Raw genomic sequence first — 18,859 nt, forward strand, 5'->3', positions numbered from 1 at the left:
AATATAGTACTTTTAACATTATCCTTCCTCTCCTGTTTCTTGTTGATCTTCTCCTCCAACTGTTGGGTCTTCAGTTGGTTCGATGAGTTGGATGTTATTTTGTCTTTCATTTTGCTCAATTTCCTCTAAAGAATTATCCGTACAACTAGTTAATACTACCATACAAAATACTACTGCTAAAATTGTTCTTAAGTTTTTCATTTTACACTATTTTAAAGTTAATACTAGTGTAAATATAGTAGTAATTGATTGTTTAAAAGAAGTGTTTTGTATTGATTATTAGTCTGTTATAGCAAATAATGCTTTTTCAAACTTACAGCGTTTTTTTATGAAAAACAATACCCAATACCCCTAGTGTAAATCTACGGGGTTTCCCGTAGTTTGCTGTTTTTTTAACATTTTATAAAAGTGAGAATTTAAGCGTAAATATCCTATAAAAACTTGTTAATTAAAGGAGTGTGTAATATAGTTAGAAAATGCATTCAAAAATTTTCGATAATATAAAATAAAAGAAAGAGTGAAATTTAAAAACTAAAAATTCTAGTTTTAGTCTTTTAACTAAAAAAACTAACAATAATCCAGCTATTGTTAGTTTTTTTAAAGGGTGTTTTTATGTGGTTTTTAATGACTACTTTTTAGCTTCAATTTCTAAAACTTTTTGAATCATTTTATCATTTTGCTGATTTAGTTTATATAAACCTTCATCATTATATAAGTCTCTTGCAATTAATATTTTTAGATTTTTTTCTAATTGTTTCTTTGTTCTTTCTGAAACTGTATAATCTTTAAGCTTAGCTAAAAAAATATTAGATATTTTTTTATCCTTATTAAAGTTTTTGATAAAATCGCCTATTGATAATTTTGATAATTTTTTACGATTTCCATCAACATATTCAAATGCAAAATTATTTAAAGGTCTAAAAAAGATTGTTGGTAAATAAGCTGTAGTATCAACAGCTACAAACATATCAGGAATAATACCACCTCCACCATAAACAATTTTACCTTTTGGGGTTTTAAATTGTAAGCTATCAACTGTTTTTATACTATCCTTGTCAAATAATTCTCCATTGGTATATCTGTTTTGGATATCACTTCTGTAATCAGTCGATTTTTTATCCTTCTTATAAGGTTTTTGTATTGAACGTCCAGTAGGAGTGTAATAACGGGCTGTTGTTAATCTAACTGCTGAACCGTCTCCTAAATCCATTTCTTGTTGTACCAACCCTTTACCAAATGATCTGCGACCAATAATGATACCTTTATCATTGTCTTGTAAAGCTCCTGCAACAATTTCAGAAGCCGAGGCTGAATTTTCATCTATTAATACATATAAGTTTCCATTTTCAAAATCACCTTTTTCAGTAGCAAAAGATTTATTAATATCTCCTTTATTATTTTTAGTGTAAACTATGAGTTTGTCATCTTCTAAAAATTCATCTACAATCTTATTAGCTATGTCAATAAATCCACCACCATTACCACGTAAATCTAAAACTAAACTAGTCATCCCTTCTTTTAATAATTTTTCTAAAGAAGTTTTAAATTCTTTATAGGTATTACGAGCAAAACGATCTAATTTAATGTAACCAATGGTTTCATTTACCATGTAAGCTACATCAACACTCTTAATATTTACTTTACCGCGTGTAATGATAGTATTAAAAGTACTGTCATTTGTTTTTCTGTAAATTTGTAAATCAACATTGGTATTTGGCTTTCCCTTTAGTTTTTTTAGTATTTGTGCAGATTTCAAATTTTTACCATATAAAGTATCATTATCTGCTAATAAAATTCTATCACCAGCTTTAATGCCTTTTTTTATACTAGGACCACCTTTTATAGGTTCAATTACAGTAATAGTGTCTTCATCCATTCTAAATTGAACACCAATACCTACAAAGTTACCTTGCATATTTTCGGTTACTAATTGTAGGTTTTCTTTAGGAATATACACTGAGTGCGGATCTAATTTCCCAAGCATTTCAGCAATGGCACCATCTAATAGTTTGTCAGTGTTTACATTATCAACATAATCACTTTGAATGTAATCAATAAGTCTTTTGATTTTACGCTCATTAGATGAGTTTTTTCCAATGATGTTTGAGTTTCCTTTACTAAAAAATGTTCCGATAAGAATACCGAAAACAACAGCTATTGAAAAATATATAGGTAAATTGTTTTTATTCATTTGGTAAATGTGTCAGTTCTACTCCTGCTTTTTCTAAAAAATCCAATCCTGAACGATCTTTGTAAGCATCGGTATAAACAACACGTTTAATACCAGCTTGGTGTATAAGTTTACTACACTGTTGGCAAGGAGATAATGTTATATATAAAGTAGCATTAGTACATGATTGGGTTGAAGCTGCAACTTTTAAAATTGCATTGGCTTCAGCATGTAAAACATACCATTTAGTATATCCTTCATCATCTTCACAATAATTTTCAAAACCAGAAGGAGTACCATTATAACCGTCAGAAATAATCATTCGGTCTTTAACAATAAGAGCACCTACTTTTTTTCTTTTACAATGAGATAACTGTCCCCATTCATGCGCCATCTTTAAGTAAGCAATATCGTATTTACGTTGTTTTTTATTCAAGATCTAAAAATTTAGATAAAAAGCTAATTTAGTTAGAATTATAATTTAGTATTGTTAATTTTTACCAAAAAACACGATTAATCATCATTTGAAAAGCAAAACCAATAACTATAGAAGAAACAACAAGTATCCAATCACGGCGATTTACACCTAGTACACTTTGTGATAAAGAACCTATTAATAGTATTGCTAAAACTATTATTACTTGGGCAACTTCAACTCCTAGAGCAAATTCTAATAAAGGAACCAGTTTGTCACTAGACTTTCCAATCATGATTTTAAAATAATTTGAAAAACCAAGACCATGAATTAATCCAAAAAATAATGCGAAAAATAAATTTTGATTCTCCTTCCCAATTGAAGCTTTTTTTGCAGTTAAAACATTCATTAACCCTGTAATGAATATTGTTAAAGGGATTAAAAATTCAACCAAATCAGCTCGTACATTTATAATACCATATGCAGAAAGAGCTAAAGTAATTGAGTGTCCAACAGTAAATAAAGTAATTAACCATAATACTTTTTTCCATTGCTTAAATTGATATACAACAGCTAAAACAATTAAAAAAAGAATGTGGTCATAGGCTTTTATGTCTAAAACATGGAATAAGCCCATTTCAAAATATAAAACAAAATCGTTCATTTTTTAAATATTAAATTTTAATTTGTCGGTTAATTTGTTGGTCTAATGATATAAAAGTTTCTGTTCTAGAAACTCCTTTTATTGTTTGAATATCTTTATTTAATAAATGCATTAAATCTTCATTGTTTTTACACATTATTTTTATAAAAACAGCATAGTTTCCAGTAGTATAATGACTTTCAACAATTTCAGGTATTTCTTTTAATCTTTTAATAGCAGAAGAATATAAACTAGATGCATCTAAAAAGACACCAACAAAAGCTGTAGTAGTGTAGCCTAGTGTTTTCGGGTTTAAAACCATTTTATAACCCTCGATCAAATCTGAATCTTCTAATTTTCTTAATCTTTGATGAATAGCTGCGCCAGAAATTCCAACCTCACGAGCAATACTTAAAATTGGAGTTCTAGCATCTTGAACAAGTCTTTTTATAATTATTTTATCTATACCATCAATTTTAAATTTCTTTGTCATGATTTGTAATGTGTAAGAGGTAAAATTATAAAAAAAACCACTCATTTGAGTGGTTTTTGTTTTTTATTGTTTTGTTAAAATAATTTTTCAATTAAAATTTAACAAAATTCATCATAAGCTGCAGCTAAATTTTGAGCTATAGCTTGTGCTGATCTACCTTCAATGTGATGGCGTTCTAATATATGAACTAATTGACCATCTTTAAATAAAGCAATAGCTGGAGATGAAGGAGGAAAAGGAATCATATGTTCTCTTGCTTTAGCTGTAGATTCTTTTTCAACACCTGCAAAAACAGTGGTCAAATGATTTGGGCTTTTATCTGCTCCTAAAGAAGCAATAGCACCAGGTCTTGCAGTACCAGCTGCACAACCACAAACTGAATTTACCATTACTAAAGTTGTTCCTTCTTTTGCTAAAGCATTATCAACATCTTCAGCAGTATATAAAGCGTCAAAACCAGCGTTGATTAATTCATCACGCATAGGTTTTACTAATTCTTCTGGGTACATAAATAAAATTTTATACAAAGATACCTCTTTTATACAATTGAAGCAAAATTTTAAAAAAAGGAGTGTAGTTTTTAAAAAGTTACTAAAGTTATAATTTTAAAGAATAAAAAAGGTTTCAAGTTTAACCAAAGAGTGTTTATATTTGATTAAAAATATTTACATGGGGAAATTTGCCAAATGGTTAGGTGCGGGAGCTGGATTTACGTTAGGAGGTCCAATAGGAGCAATAATAGGTTTTGTAGTTGGTAGTTTTATTGATGGAGTTTCTGTTGATGATTTAAAGGAAGAAGAACAAGAGTACAAAGGGCATCAAAATGAAGAAAGTCAATATGTTCAATCTGGAGATTTTGAAATTAGTTTATTAATATTAGCGTCAATAGTAATTAAATCTGATGGGAAAATAGACCAGAGAGAACTAGATTATGTTAGGCAATACTTTGTTAATTTGTATGGAAAAACAAGGGCTAATCATGCATTTAAATTATTTAATGGAATTGTAAAAAGAGAAATTTCTACTAGACAGGTTTGTTTACAAATCAGACAATATATGTCGCATTCATCTCGCTTACAATTACTACATTTCTTATTCGGAATAGCAAATGCTGATGGTAGTATTGATGTTTCTGAAGAAGAAGCTATAAAAAAAATAGCGTATTACTTATATATTAATGAACGTGATTATAGTTCTATTAAAGCGATGTTTATTTCAGAATCTGAAAGTTCATATAAAATTTTAGAGATACCTAAAACAGCCTCTGAAGCTGAAATTAAAAAGGCTTACAGAAAAATGGTGAAAAAATACCATCCAGATAAATTAATAGGTTTAGGAGAAGAACATGTTAAAATAGGTAAGCAGAAATTTCAGAAAGTTCAAAAAGCTTATGATGAAATAAAAAAGCAAAAAGGTTTTTAGAAAGAATTGTTTTTTTTCATAAAAATATGTTAATAAATATTGATTTTTATTATATTAGCAGAGATGATATTAAAAAACAAGAGTTTTTTTATGAAGAATTCTTGTTTATGCGTGGGGAAAATCAATTTTTATAGAGCAAGTTTAAAATTTAAATTTTAAGCTATATGCTAACTACATTATAAAAACACCCTTTTTGATTTTTTTTATGCAAAAGTGAAACTATTAAGCCTAATTACTACAGCTTTAGTTTTAAAGGATAGTGTATTCTATAATTGTTAATGTCAAATCATTAAATTATAGAAATAGTATAATGTTTTTTAACATGTAAGAACTACTACTACTACTACTACTACTACTTTTTAATTTTACGGGTAATGTTACCTAATAAATTATTTACTATAAGTTTTACTTTTTTAAAGTAGAGCGCTGAGTTTTACTACTACACAACATATACTTATTACCTACTAAAGAAAGTATGTAATACAAATTTTTTAAAACTTTTTTAGTCCCCCAGATTATGAAGAGAAGTTACTACTATGGCAGTACAAAAGCCACATGTTTAAATATACTATTTAGCATGCTTATTACCTTTCAATGTGTTTTTTCACAAGAAGGAAAAATATTGAATTTAAAGCCAGCTAAAAATTCTGAAGATAATACCTCCTTTTTAGTTCTCAGAGGTTCAGAATTTAATAAGTCAATAAGTAGAAGCAGTGTTGGCAAAACAACACCATCTTTTTTGTTTTCTATGATGATGGCTACACCAACACTAGATTTAAATGGAATAACTTCAGGAAATAATTATGATTTCCAGGTTCAACCTACAACTTCAAATATATACCCCGTATCGGTTAGTCCACAAGTAACATCAGATGCAGGAATAGCAAGTGCAACAATAAGTTTTACAGGTGTTGTAGATACTTCATTTGGGGAGTTATTAGCAATTAATAGACCTGGATTTGATTTATTATGGTTTCAAACACCAGTTTCTGGTCCATTTGATTATCCAATAGGAGGTTCAACAATTCGAGTAACTCAAACTACCAGTACAACTTTTAGTGTAACAGAAACTTCAGGGAATCCGATATCAAATGCTGATTTTCAAACATTTTTGGCAACATTGTATTATGGAGATTTAGCAAGTCCTTATACAGATGGAATTCGTACAATGAATGTAGTTATCACAGATACTAATGGAGCTACAGCAAATGCAACTACAACAATAAGAGTTTTTACAACTCCACCTGTAGCTGTTGATGATGTTAATTCTGTTGCTGCTAATTCAACTACAACTATAACAGGAAACGTGTTAACAGATGGAACCAATGATTCTGGGGCTACAGCTATCTCTGTTTCGGAGGTTGATGTGTATCCAGCTAAAGTTGGTAATACATATACCACATTATATGGTACTATAACTATACAGTCAAATGGTAGTTACGTATATGATGTAGATGAAACGAGTGCATCTGTAACAGGATTAAGAAATGGTGAAACATTACATGATATTATATCATATACCATTGAAGATACAATAGGTATTAAAGATTATGGTTATTTAACAATTACAATTAATGGAGTAGATGAAGCGCCAGATGCAATTGATAATACAGATTCTTTAACGGCTTTTGTTGATGCAAGTGCTACAGGGAATGTAATTACAGATATTGGTACTGGTGGAGCTGATGCTGTTGATAGGGGATTGTCAACATTAGTATGGGAAAGTAATTTTACTAGTGGAGAAACCGTTCATGGAAAATCTAAAACTGTTGATGGGGTAGGAGTTTCATTTGTAACTGCTGATACTGGAGGTTTTGGTACATCGTTTAATCAAACGGTAGTTTATACAACTAATGGTGGGCATACAGGGTATTTATTGTATAATATTGATGGAACAACAAATCCCACGGATGATACTGTTTTAACTGTTAATTTTGATCAACCAGTCTATAATCTTGGATTTTTATTGGTAGATATAGATTTTTCTCAAGGGAGTACTTGGCAAGATCAGATTAAAATAGAAGGAACTTTAAATGGTTTAAATTCTACATATAAATATGTAACTACTGGAGGCGTGGTTGATGCAGGAAATAATACATTTTATGGTATCGGTAGTGCAATTGAGGCAGACGCAACTGGTAATGTAAATGTGTTTTTCGAAGAGCCAATTAATCAGCTTAAGTTAAGTTATAATTATGGACCCAATGCTACCGATGCAGACCAAGGAGGTCAAATAGCAGGAGTTTCTGATATTTATTGGCAAGGAGCTAGTTCAGTACTGGTTTTAAAAATAGGTACAACATTAGGGAATGTAAGTGCTGCAAATTTAGGAACTTCTTATGCTGGTACATATGGAACAATTATTGTCAATGCAGATGGTAGTTATGAGTATATTGTTGATACAACAAATCCAGCTGTGGCTGCTTTACTTGTTGGTCAAACTCTAACAGATACTTTTGTTTATGAAATTTCTGATGGAGTTTCTACAGATACAGCTAACTTAATAATTACAATTAATGGTTCAGGTAATGATGCTGATAGTGATGGGGAAGCGGATAGAGTTGATTTAGATGATGATAATGATGGTATTTTAGATACAGATGAATCATTAGGATGTGCCGGATCTCCTATGAATTTAACTGGTATTGGCTCTACTTTAACTACGGGGAGTTATTATGATGAAGAAACTCAAAAAATAATAAATGTAACAATTGCTACAACTGGTACGGTGGATGAAGGAAATGCTAATGGGGATATTTTAATGACGCAAGGAGGAACTGCTACTTTTACTTTTTCTTCTCCTGTAACTGTTTCTATTAAGCATGAAACAGGAATTACAGGAAATTTTGATGCTGGAGATACATGGGAGTTAACATCTACAGGAACTTATACTGTAGCTGATCCTAATAATGATTTAACAGTGAATTCTAATTCTGGAGGAGTATTAAATTTTGATGCCTTAGGAGCAACAGCTGCTTCTGAAGCATGGGAAATAAAGACAACTACCACTTCTTTAAAGTTTGATTTGAAATCCGGAAATACTAAATCTCCTATTAACTTAGGTTTAATTTGTGGAGGCTTTTTAGATACTGATAATGACGGTATACCGAATCATTTAGATTTAGATAGTGATAATGATAATTGTTATGATGCTATTGAGGCAAATGAGAATGTTTTAGCAAGCCAATTAGATGGTAATGGAAGAATAAATATAGCAAGCCAAGGAGGTATAGATGGGAATGGTGTTCCAAATTTAGTCAATTCAGGAGGTACAGCTGATATAGGAGGGGATCAGGGGCAAGGAGTAACTGGAAATGAAATAATAGCAACTAAAATACAGATTGATACTGAACCTACAAGTAGTACTATATGTTTGGGAGGTAATGCTACATTTACGACTGTAGCTTCTTCATTAAGTACAACTACATTTACAGGAACTGCGCCAGGGACTAATCCAGATTACAGTGGTAGTACCGGAACAACTACTGGGTTAATATACAAATGGGAAGAGCAAGTAGGAGGAATTGGAGCTTGGAATACAGTTAGTAATGGAGGTATATATAGTAATGCAACTACAGCAGCATTAACATTAACGAATCCACTTATAAGTGCTTCTACAAATAAATATAGATTAATAGCAACAAGTACAACAAATGTTTGCCAAAGTGTTACTTCTAGTGAAGTTACTTTAACAGTAACTCCAACGGTGACGATCGCAGCTTTTAGCCCAGCTACCAGTACACGCTGTCAAGGAGCAGGAAGTGTAACGACCACTACCACAGGAACGAATTCAACAGGAATCACCTATAGTTTAGATGCAGCTTCACTGACCGGAGGAAATAGTATTAATAGCGCAACAGGAGAAGTAACCTATGCAGCAGGTTGGAGTGGAACCACTACGATAACAGCAAGCGCGGCAGGATGTAACGGCCCAGCGACTACGACTCATGTGGTGACGGTAACTCCAACAGTGACGATCGCAGCTTTTAGTCCAGGGACTAGCACACGCTGTCAAGGAGCAGGCAGTGTAACGACCACTACCACAGGAACGAATTCAACAGGAATCACTTATAGTTTAGATGCTGCTTCACTCACTGGAGGGAATAGTATTAATAGCGCAACAGGAGAAGTAACCTACGCAGCAGGTTGGAGTGGAACCACCACGATAACAGCAAGCGCTGCAGGATGTAACGGCCCAGCGACTACGACTCATGTGGTGACGGTAACTCCAACGGTGACGATCGCAGCTTTTAGTCCAGGGACTAGCACACGCTGTCAAGGAGCAGGCAGTGTAACGACCACTACCACAGGAACGAATTCAACAGGAATCACTTATAGTTTAGATGCAGCTTCACTCACTGGAGGGAATAGTATTAATAGCGCAACAGGAGAAGTAACCTATGTAGCAGGTTGGAGTGGAACCACGACCATTACAGCAAGCGCTGCAGGATGTAATGGCCCAGCGACTACGACTCATGTGGTGACAGTAACTCCAACGGTGACGATCGCAGCTTTTAGTCCAGGGACTAGCACACGCTGTCAAGGAGCAGGAAGTGTAACGACCACTACCACAGGAACGAATTCAACAGGAATCACTTATAGCTTAGATGCTGCTTCACTCACTGGAGGGAATAGTATTAATAGCGCAACAGGAGAAGTAACCTATGTAGCAGGTTGGAGTGGAACCACGACCATTACAGCAAGCGCTGCAGGATGTAACGGCCCAGCGACTACGACTCATGTGGTGACGGTAACTCCAACGGTGACGATCGCAGCTTTTAGTCCAGGGACTAGCACACGCTGTCAAGGAGCAGGCAGTGTAACGACCACTACCACAGGAACGAATTCAACAGGAATCACTTATAGTTTAGATGCAGCTTCACTCACTGGAGGGAATAGTATTAATAGCGCAACAGGAGAAGTAACCTACGCAGCAGGTTGGAGTGGTACTACCACGATAACAGCAAGCGCGGCAGGATGTAACGGCCCAGCGACTACGACTCATGTGGTGACAGTAACTCCAACGGTGACGATCGCAGCTTTTAGTCCAGCTACCAGCACACGCTGTCAAGGAGCAGGCAGTGTAACGACCACTACCACAGGAACGAATTCAACAGGAATCACTTATAGCTTAGATGCAGCTTCACTGACTGGAGGGAATAGTATTAATAGCGCAACAGGAGAAGTAACCTATGCAGCAGGTTGGAGTGGAACCACGACCATTACAGCAAGCGCAGCAGGATGTAACGGCCCAGCGACTACGACTCATGTGGTGACAGTAACTCCAACGGTGACGATCGCAGCTTTTAGTCCAGGGACTAGCACACGCTGTCAAGGAGCAGGCAGTGTAACGACCACTACCACAGGAACGAATTCAACAGGAATCACTTATAGTTTAGATGCTGCTTCACTGACTGGGGGGAATAGTATTAATAGCGCAACAGGAGAAGTAACCTACGCAGCAGGTTGGAGTGGAACCACGACCATTACAGCAAGCGCTGCAGGATGTAACGGCCCAGCGACTACGACTCATGTGGTGACGGTAACTCCAACGGTGACGATCGCAGCTTTTAGTCCAGCTACCAGCACACGCTGTCAAGGAGCAGGCAGTGTAACGACCACTACCACAGGAACGAATTCAACAGGAATCACTTATAGTTTAGATGCAGCTTCACTCACTGGAGGGAATAGTATTAATAGCGCAACAGGAGAAGTAACCTATGTAGCAGGTTGGAGTGGAACCACCACGATAACAGCAAGCGCTGCAGGATGTAACGGCCCAGCGACTACGACTCATGTGGTGACGGTAACTCCAACGGTGACGATCGCAGCTTTTAGTCCAGGGACTAGCACACGCTGTCAAGGAGCAGGAAGTGTAACGACCACTACCACAGGAACGAATTCAACAGGAATCACTTATAGTTTAGATGCAGCTTCACTCACTGGAGGGAATAGTATTAATAGCGCAACAGGAGAAGTAACCTATGTAGCAGGTTGGAGTGGAACCACGACCATTACAGCAAGCGCTGCAGGATGTAATGGCCCAGCGACTACGACTCATGTGGTGACAGTAACTCCAACGGTGACGATCGCAGCTTTTAGTCCAGGGACTAGCACACGCTGTCAAGGAGCAGGAAGTGTAACGACCACTACCACAGGAACGAATTCAACAGGAATCACTTATAGCTTAGATGCTGCTTCACTCACTGGAGGGAATAGTATTAATAGCGCAACAGGAGAAGTAACCTATGTAGCAGGTTGGAGTGGAACCACGACCATTACAGCAAGCGCTGCAGGATGTAACGGCCCAGCGACTACGACTCATGTGGTGACGGTAACTCCAACGGTGACGATCGCAGCTTTTAGTCCAGGGACTAGCACACGCTGTCAAGGAGCAGGCAGTGTAACGACCACTACCACAGGAACGAATTCAACAGGAATCACTTATAGTTTAGATGCAGCTTCACTCACTGGAGGGAATAGTATTAATAGCGCAACAGGAGAAGTAACCTACGCAGCAGGTTGGAGTGGTACTACCACGATAACAGCAAGCGCGGCAGGATGTAACGGCCCAGCGACTACGACTCATGTGGTGACAGTAACTCCAACGGTGACGATCGCAGCTTTTAGTCCAGCTACCAGCACACGCTGTCAAGGAGCAGGCAGTGTAACGACCACTACCACAGGAACGAATTCAACAGGAATCACTTATAGCTTAGATGCAGCTTCACTGACTGGAGGGAATAGTATTAATAGCGCAACAGGAGAAGTAACCTACGCAGCAGGTTGGAGTGGAACCACGACCATTACAGCAAGCGCTGCAGGATGTAACGGCCCAGCGACTACGACTCATGTGGTGACGGTAACTCCAACGGTGACGATCGCAGCTTTTAGTCCAGGGACTAGCACACGCTGTCAAGGAGCAGGCAAGTGTAACGACCACTACCACAGGAACGAATTCAACAGGAATCACTTATAGTTTAGATGCTGCTTCACTGACTGGGGGGAATAGTATTAATAGCGCAACAGGAGAAGTAACCTACGCAGCAGGTTGGAGTGGAACCACCACGATAACAGCAAGCGCTGCAGGATGTAACGGCCAGCGACTACGACTCATGTGGTGACGGTAACTCCAACGGTGACGATCGCAGCTTTTAGTCCAGCTACCAGCACACGCTGTCAAGGAGCAGGCAGTGTAACGACCACTACCACAGGAACGAATTCAACAGGAATCACTTATAGTTTAGATGCAGCTTCACTCACTGGAGGGAATAGTATTAATAGCGCAACAGGAGAAGTAACCTATGTAGCAGGTTGGAGTGGAACCACCACGATAACAGCAAGCGCTGCAGGATGTAACGGCCCAGCGACTACGACTCATGTGGTGACGGTAACTCCAACGGTGACGATCGCAGCTTTTAGCCCAGGGACTAGCACACGCTGTCAAGGAGCAGGAAGTGTAACGACCACTACCACAGGAACGAATTCAACAGGAATCACTTATAGTTTAGATGCAGCTTCACTCACTGGAGGGAATAGTATTAATAGCGCAACAGGAGAAGTAACCTACGTAGCAGGTTGGAGTGGAACCACCACGATAACAGCAAGCGCGGCAGGATGTAACGGCCCAGCGACTACGACTCATGTGGTGACGGTAACTCCAACGGTGACTATCGCAGCTTTTAGTCCAGGGACTAGCACACGCTGTCAAGGAGCAGGAACTGTAACGACCACTACCACAGGAACGAATTCAACAGGAATCACTTATAGTTTAGATGCAGCTTCACTCACTGGAGGGAATAGTATTAATAGCGCAACAGGAGAAGTAACCTATGCAGCAGGTTGGAGTGGAACCACGACCATTACAGCAAGCGCTGCAGGATGTAACGGCCCAGCGACTACGACTCATGTGGTGACTATTGGAGGTTTAGTAAGTTTATCTATTAATGATATCACTTCAGATAATATATTAAATGCAGCAGAAGCAGGAACAACGATTGCAGTGACAGGAACAGTAGGAGGAGACTTTAATGTAGGAGATACCGTAACGTTAGTTGTAAATGGAAATACGTATACAGGAGTAGTTGATGCTTTAGGAAACTATAGTATTGATGTTCCAGGTTCAGATTTAGCAGCTGATGGAGATACTACAGTAGATGGTAGTTTTCTAGCAACTTTAACTTGTTCTGCTACAGATACCCAAGTTTATAGTGTTGATACGGTTTTACCAGTACCAACGATTAGCGTAGATGATATTACAGCAGATAATGTATTAAATGCAGCAGAAGCAGGAACAACGATTGCAGTAACAGGAACCGTAGGCGGAGACTTTAATGTAGGAGATACCGTAATGTTAGTTGTAAATGGAAATACCTATACAGGAGTAGTTGATGCTTTAGGAAACTATAGTATAGATGTACCAGGATCAGATTTAGCAGCGGATGGAGATACCACAGTAGATGCTAGTGTAAGTACTACCGATGGATCAGGAAATACAGCAACTGCAAATGATACCCAAGTTTATAGTGTTGATACAGTTTTACCAGTACCAACGATTAGCGTAGATGATATTACAACAGATAATATATTAAATGCAGCAGAAGCAGGAACAACGATTGCAGTAACAGGAACAGTAGGAGGAGACTTTAATGTAGGAGATACGGTAACGTTAGTTGTAAATGGAAATACGTATACAGGAGTAGTTGATGCTTTAGGAAACTATAGTATAGATGTACCAGGCTCAGATTTAGCAGCTGATGGAGATACTACAGTAGATGCGAGTGTAAGTACTACCGATGGATCAGGTAATACAGCAACTGCAAATGATACCCAAGTTTATAGTGTTGATACAGTTTTACCAGTACCAACGATTAGCGTAGATGACATTACAGCAGATAACATTTTAAATGCAGCTGAAGCAGGAACAACGATTGCAGTAACAGGAACCGTAGGCGGAGACTTTAATGTAGGAGATACCGTAACGTTAGTTGTAAATGGAAATACCTATACAGGAGTAGTTGATGCTTTAGGAAACTATAGTATTGATGTACCAGGATCAGATTTAGCAGCGGATGGGGATACCACAGTAGATGCTAGTGTAAGTACTACCGATGGAACAGGAAATACAGCGACTGCTACAGATACTCAAGTTTATAGTGTTGATACAGTTTTACCAGTACCAACGATAAGTGTAGATGATATTACAACAGATAATATATTAAATGCAGCAGAAGCAGGAACAACGATTGCAGTAACAGGAACAGTAGGAGGAGACTTTAATGTAGGAGATACGGTAACGTTAGTTTTAAATGGAAATACGTATACAGGAGTAGTTGATGCTTTAGGAAACTATAGTATAGATGTACCAGGCTCAGATTTAGCAGCTGATGGAGATACCACAGTAGATGCTAGTGTAAGTACTACCGATGGATCAGGAAATACAGCAACTGCAAGTGATACTCAAGTTTATAGTGTTGATACAGTTTTACCAGTACCAACGATAAGTGTAGATGATATTACAGCAGATAATATATTGAATGCAGCAGAAGCAGGAACAACGATTGCAGTAACAGGAACAGTAGGCGGAGACTTTAATGTAGGAGATACCGTAACGTTAGTTGTAAATGGAAATACCTATACAGGAGTAGTTGATGCTTTAGGAAACTATAGTATAGATGTACCAGGCTCAGATTTAGCAGCGGATGGAGATACCACAGTAGATGCTAGTGTAAGTACTACCGATGGATCAGGAAATACAGCAACTGCAATTGATACTCAAGTTTATAGTGTTGATACAGTTTTACCAGTACCAACGATTAGCGTAGATGATATCACGGCAGATAATGTATTAAATGCAGCAGAAGCAGGAACAACGATTGCAGTAACAGGAACCGTAGGCGGAGACTTTAATGTAGGAGATACCGTAACGTTAGTTGTAAATGGAAATACCTATACAGGAGTAGTTGATGCTTCAGGAAACTATAGTATTGATGTACCAGGATCAGATTTAGCAGCGGATGGAGATACCACAGTAGATGCTAGTGTAAGTACTACCGATGGATCAGGAAATACAGCAACTGCAAATGATACCCAAGTTTATAGTGTTGATACAGTTTTACCAGTACCAACGATTAGCGTAGATGATATCACGGCAGATAATGTATTAAATGCAGCAGAAGCAGGAACAACGATTGCAGTAACAGGAACCGTAGGAGGAGACTTTAATGTGGGAGATACCGTAACGTTAGTTGTAAATGGAAATACCTATACAGGAGTAGTTGATGCTTTAGGAAACTATAGTATAGATGTACCAGGATCAGATTTAGCAGCTGATAGTGACTTAACGGTAGATGCAAGTGTCATAACAGAAGATTCATCAGGAAATACAGCAACTGCAAATGATACTCAAGTTTATAGTTTGAAGGATACCGATGGCGATGGAATACCAGATAGTGTAGATGTAGATGATGATAATGATGGAATCCCAGATACAGCAGAAGGAACTGGAGATACAGATGGAGATGGAATACCAGATAGTTTAGATTTAGATAGTGATAATGATGGAATATTAGATGTAGATGAAGGCGGAAATGGCGATTTAGATACCAATGGCGATGGAGTTATCGATTCAAATGATACAGGCTATGTAGATGCAGACAATGATGGGCAAGCAGATGATTCAGTAGACACAGATGAAGAACCAGATACAGATGGTGATGGCGTACCGGATTATCAAGATTTAGATAGTGACAATGATGGAATCAATGATGTTATAGAGAATGGAAATGGCGATTTAGATACGAACAATGATGGAATTATCGATTCAAATGATACTGGAGGATCAGATAGTGATGGCGATGGTATTTCAGATAGTGTAGATTCAGATTCAAGTAATTTCGGAGAAGGAAATGGAGGAGAAGGAGATACAGTTGATACAGATGGCGATGGCGTACCAGATTATCAAGATTTAGATAGTGACAATGATGGAATCAATGATGTTATAGAGAATGGAAATGGCGATTTAGATACGAACAATGATGGAATTATCGATTCAAATGATACTGGAGGATCAGATAGTGATGGCGATGGTATTTCAGATAGTGTAGATTCAGATTCAAGTAATTTCGGAGAAGGAAATGGAGGAGAAGGAGATACAGTTGATACAGATGGCGATGGCGTACCAGATTATCAAGATTTAGATAGTGATGATGATGGTATCAATGATATTACTGAAGGCGGAAATGATGATGATGATGGAAACGGAGTAGTAGATGGTCCAGATAGTGACGGAGATGGAATTTCAGATGAAGTAGATGAAGATGATTCAGGATTTGGAGATTCAGGAAATACAGATGTAAATGATACAGATCCAACTGATCCAGATAGTGGAGGAACAGGAGTTGTAACAGATAGTGGAACAGATTCAGATGGCGATGGTATATCAGATAGTGTTGATGGCGATGATTCAGGATTTGGAGATGCAACTGATACCGATGGTGATGGAATTCCAGATCATCTAGATGTAGATGATGATAATGATGGAATACCAGATACAGCAGAAGGAACTGGAGATACAGATGGCGATGGAATACCAGATAGTTTAGATTTAGATAGTGATAATGATGGGATTTTAGATGTAGATGAAGGCGGAAATGGTGATTTAGATACCAATGGCGATGGAGTTATCGATTCAAATGATACAGGATATGTAGATGCAGATAATGATGGTCAGGCAGATAATTCAGTGGATACTGATGAAGAACCAGATACAGATGGCGATGGAGTACCAGATTATCAAGATTTAGATAGTGATAATGATGGAATCAATGATGTTATTGAGAATGGAAATGGTGATTTAGACACGAACAATGATGGAGTTATCGATTCAAATGATACTGGAGGCTCAGATAGTGATGGCGATGGTATATCAGATAGTGTAGATTCAGATTCAAGTAATTTCGGAGAAGGAGATGGAGGAGAAGGAGACACAGTTGATACAGATGGCGATGGCGTACCAGATTACCAGGACTTAGATAGTGATGATGATGGAATTAATGATATTACTGAAGGAGGAAATGATGATATGGATGGTAATGGAGTAGTAGATGGTCCAGATAGTGACGGAGATGGAATTTCAGATGAAGTAGATGAAGATGATTCAGGATTTGGAGATTCAGGAAATAATGATAACTTACCTGATGGGAACTCTGATGGTATCCCAGATGTTATTGATCCAAATGAAGGTGGAGGAACAGGAGTTTTACCAGATAGTGGAACAGATTCAGACGGTGATGGAATTGCTGATAGTGCAGATTTAAACGATTCTATTTTTGGAGACGCTATTGGAATTGATGACTGTGTTAGTGTTTACAATGAGTTTACACCCAATGATGATGGTAGTAATGATACTTTAATAATTGATTGTATAGAAAATTATCCTACAAATACATTAGAAATATTTAATAGATGGGGTAATTTAGTGTATAAAAAGAAGCAGTATAATAATAAGTGGGATGGTACCTCTACAGGAAGAGTAAATATTCAAGTAGACAATAAATTACCTTCTGGAACATATTTTTATGTTCTTGATTTAGGAAATGGTACAAAACCTAAAAAGGGGTGGATCTATATTAATAGAGATTAATGTTATAAATTTGCAAAATTTTATAAAAAAGACTATTTTTTGTTTAAATGTTTGCAATATAGTTTTTTACTGTATTTTTAAATAAAATAATAAAAAAAATCGTTAATAAACCTAAAGAAATTAGTAAGGATGAATAATATATTAAAAGTAATCAGCATACTAATATTAATGCTAAGTTCATGTATAGTAAGCGGACAGCAAGATCCTCAGTATACACAATATATGTTTAATACAATGAGTGTTAATCCAGCATATGTAGGTTCAAAAGGACATACAATGATCAACGTTTTGGCAAGAACTCAATGGGTTGGAATTGATGGAGCGCCAGATACTCAAACATTAAGTTATGATACTCCGTTAGGATATTCAGGAGTTGGATTAGGAATAAATTTGGTAAATGATGCAATTGGTCCATCTAATGAAACGTATATAGATGCAAATGTTTCTTATACCGTTCGAACAAGTGAAGATGGAAATTTAGCATTTGGATTAAAGTTGGGAGGGCGTTTTTTTAATGTAGACTGGAGTAAAGGAGTTTTTCGAGATGGAAATGATAGATCATTAAATCAAAATATAAGTAAGTTTTTACCAACAATAGGAGCAGGAGTTTATTATTACAAGTCAAATTGGTATTTAGGTTTTGCAGTTCCAAACATTTTGAGAACAGATCATTATGATGATGTGTCAAGTGGAGGAGTTGTGGCAACAGAAAGAATGCATTATTTTTTAATAGGAGGTTATGTATTTGATTTAAGCGAAACAATAAAGTTTAAGCCAGCAGTATTAAGTAAAATAGTAAGTGGAGCACCATTATCATTAGATGTATCAGCAAACTTTTTATTTAATGATAAATTTAGAGTTGGAGTAGCATGGAGATGGGATGATTCAATTAGTGCAATGTTAGGGTTTCAAATTAATGAATCATTACAAATAGGTTATGCTTACGATTTAACGACATCTAATTATAGTAATTACAATTCAGGAACTCATGAAGTAATGCTTCGATATGAGATATTTAAAGAACAAAAGATGAAATCGCCAAGATTTTTCTAGAACAATTAAACGGACGGGAC

General features: G+C 36.7%; 10 protein-coding genes. 4 read left to right on the plus strand and 6 right to left on the minus strand.

The features are described from left to right. Window positions 1–18: 18 nt before the first annotated feature. The 6 genes from BLV71_RS07980 to BLV71_RS08005 all read right to left on the minus strand — a co-directional run bounded on the left by BLV71_RS07980 (window position 19) and on the right by BLV71_RS08005 (window position 4,230). Entirely contained in the window at window positions 19–201 is a 183-nt protein-coding gene (locus BLV71_RS07980; RefSeq protein WP_093870036.1) for a hypothetical protein, read from the minus strand. Between the two features lie 427 nt (window positions 202–628). After that, the gene (locus tag BLV71_RS07985) at window positions 629–2,191 is read right to left on the minus strand and encodes a S41 family peptidase (protein WP_093870037.1); all 1,563 of its coding nucleotides are present in this window, start codon (window positions 2,189–2,191) and stop codon (window positions 629–631) included. Continuing rightward, window positions 2,184–2,609, minus strand: coding sequence for a deoxycytidylate deaminase (locus BLV71_RS07990; protein ID WP_093870038.1), 426 nt, complete (start codon window positions 2,607–2,609; stop codon window positions 2,184–2,186). The genes BLV71_RS07985 and BLV71_RS07990 overlap by 8 nt, the downstream gene beginning before the upstream one ends. Before the next feature lie 58 nt (window positions 2,610–2,667). Further along, window positions 2,668–3,249: a HupE/UreJ family protein gene (locus BLV71_RS07995; RefSeq protein WP_093870039.1), complete on the minus strand. Its 582-nt coding sequence runs from the start codon at window positions 3,247–3,249 to the stop codon at window positions 2,668–2,670. 10 nt (window positions 3,250–3,259) lie between these two features. Next, on the minus strand, window positions 3,260–3,766 hold the full coding sequence (locus BLV71_RS08000) for an Lrp/AsnC ligand binding domain-containing protein (protein ID WP_369813911.1): 507 nt from the start codon (window positions 3,764–3,766) through the stop codon (window positions 3,260–3,262). Window positions 3,767–3,819: 53 nt separating this feature from the next. After that, entirely contained in the window at window positions 3,820–4,230 is a 411-nt protein-coding gene (locus BLV71_RS08005) for a BrxA/BrxB family bacilliredoxin (RefSeq protein WP_093870041.1), read from the minus strand. Window positions 4,231–4,390: 160 nt separating this feature from the next. Between BLV71_RS08005 and BLV71_RS08010 the strand changes: the two genes are divergently transcribed. The 4 genes from BLV71_RS08010 to BLV71_RS08025 all read left to right on the plus strand — a co-directional run bounded on the left by BLV71_RS08010 (window position 4,391) and on the right by BLV71_RS08025 (window position 18,839). Next, window positions 4,391–5,143, plus strand: a complete 753-nt coding sequence (locus BLV71_RS08010) for a TerB family tellurite resistance protein (protein WP_093870042.1) — start codon at window positions 4,391–4,393, stop codon at window positions 5,141–5,143. A gap of 577 nt (window positions 5,144–5,720) precedes the next feature. Next, complete coding sequence (locus tag BLV71_RS08015) at window positions 5,721–12,122, plus strand: beta strand repeat-containing protein (protein WP_176974375.1); 6,402 nt, start codon at window positions 5,721–5,723, stop codon at window positions 12,120–12,122. 138 nt (window positions 12,123–12,260) lie between these two features. Continuing rightward, on the plus strand, window positions 12,261–17,786 hold the full coding sequence (locus tag BLV71_RS08020; protein WP_093870044.1) for an Ig-like domain-containing protein: 5,526 nt from the start codon (window positions 12,261–12,263) through the stop codon (window positions 17,784–17,786). 129 nt (window positions 17,787–17,915) lie between these two features. Then, window positions 17,916–18,839: a PorP/SprF family type IX secretion system membrane protein gene (locus tag BLV71_RS08025; protein WP_093870045.1), complete on the plus strand. Its 924-nt coding sequence runs from the start codon at window positions 17,916–17,918 to the stop codon at window positions 18,837–18,839. Window positions 18,840–18,859: the final 20 nt, after the last annotated feature.

Origin of the sequence: Tenacibaculum sp. MAR_2010_89 (assembly GCF_900105985.1) — a bacterium.
Lineage (GTDB): Bacteria > Bacteroidota > Bacteroidia > Flavobacteriales > Flavobacteriaceae > Polaribacter > Polaribacter halocynthiae.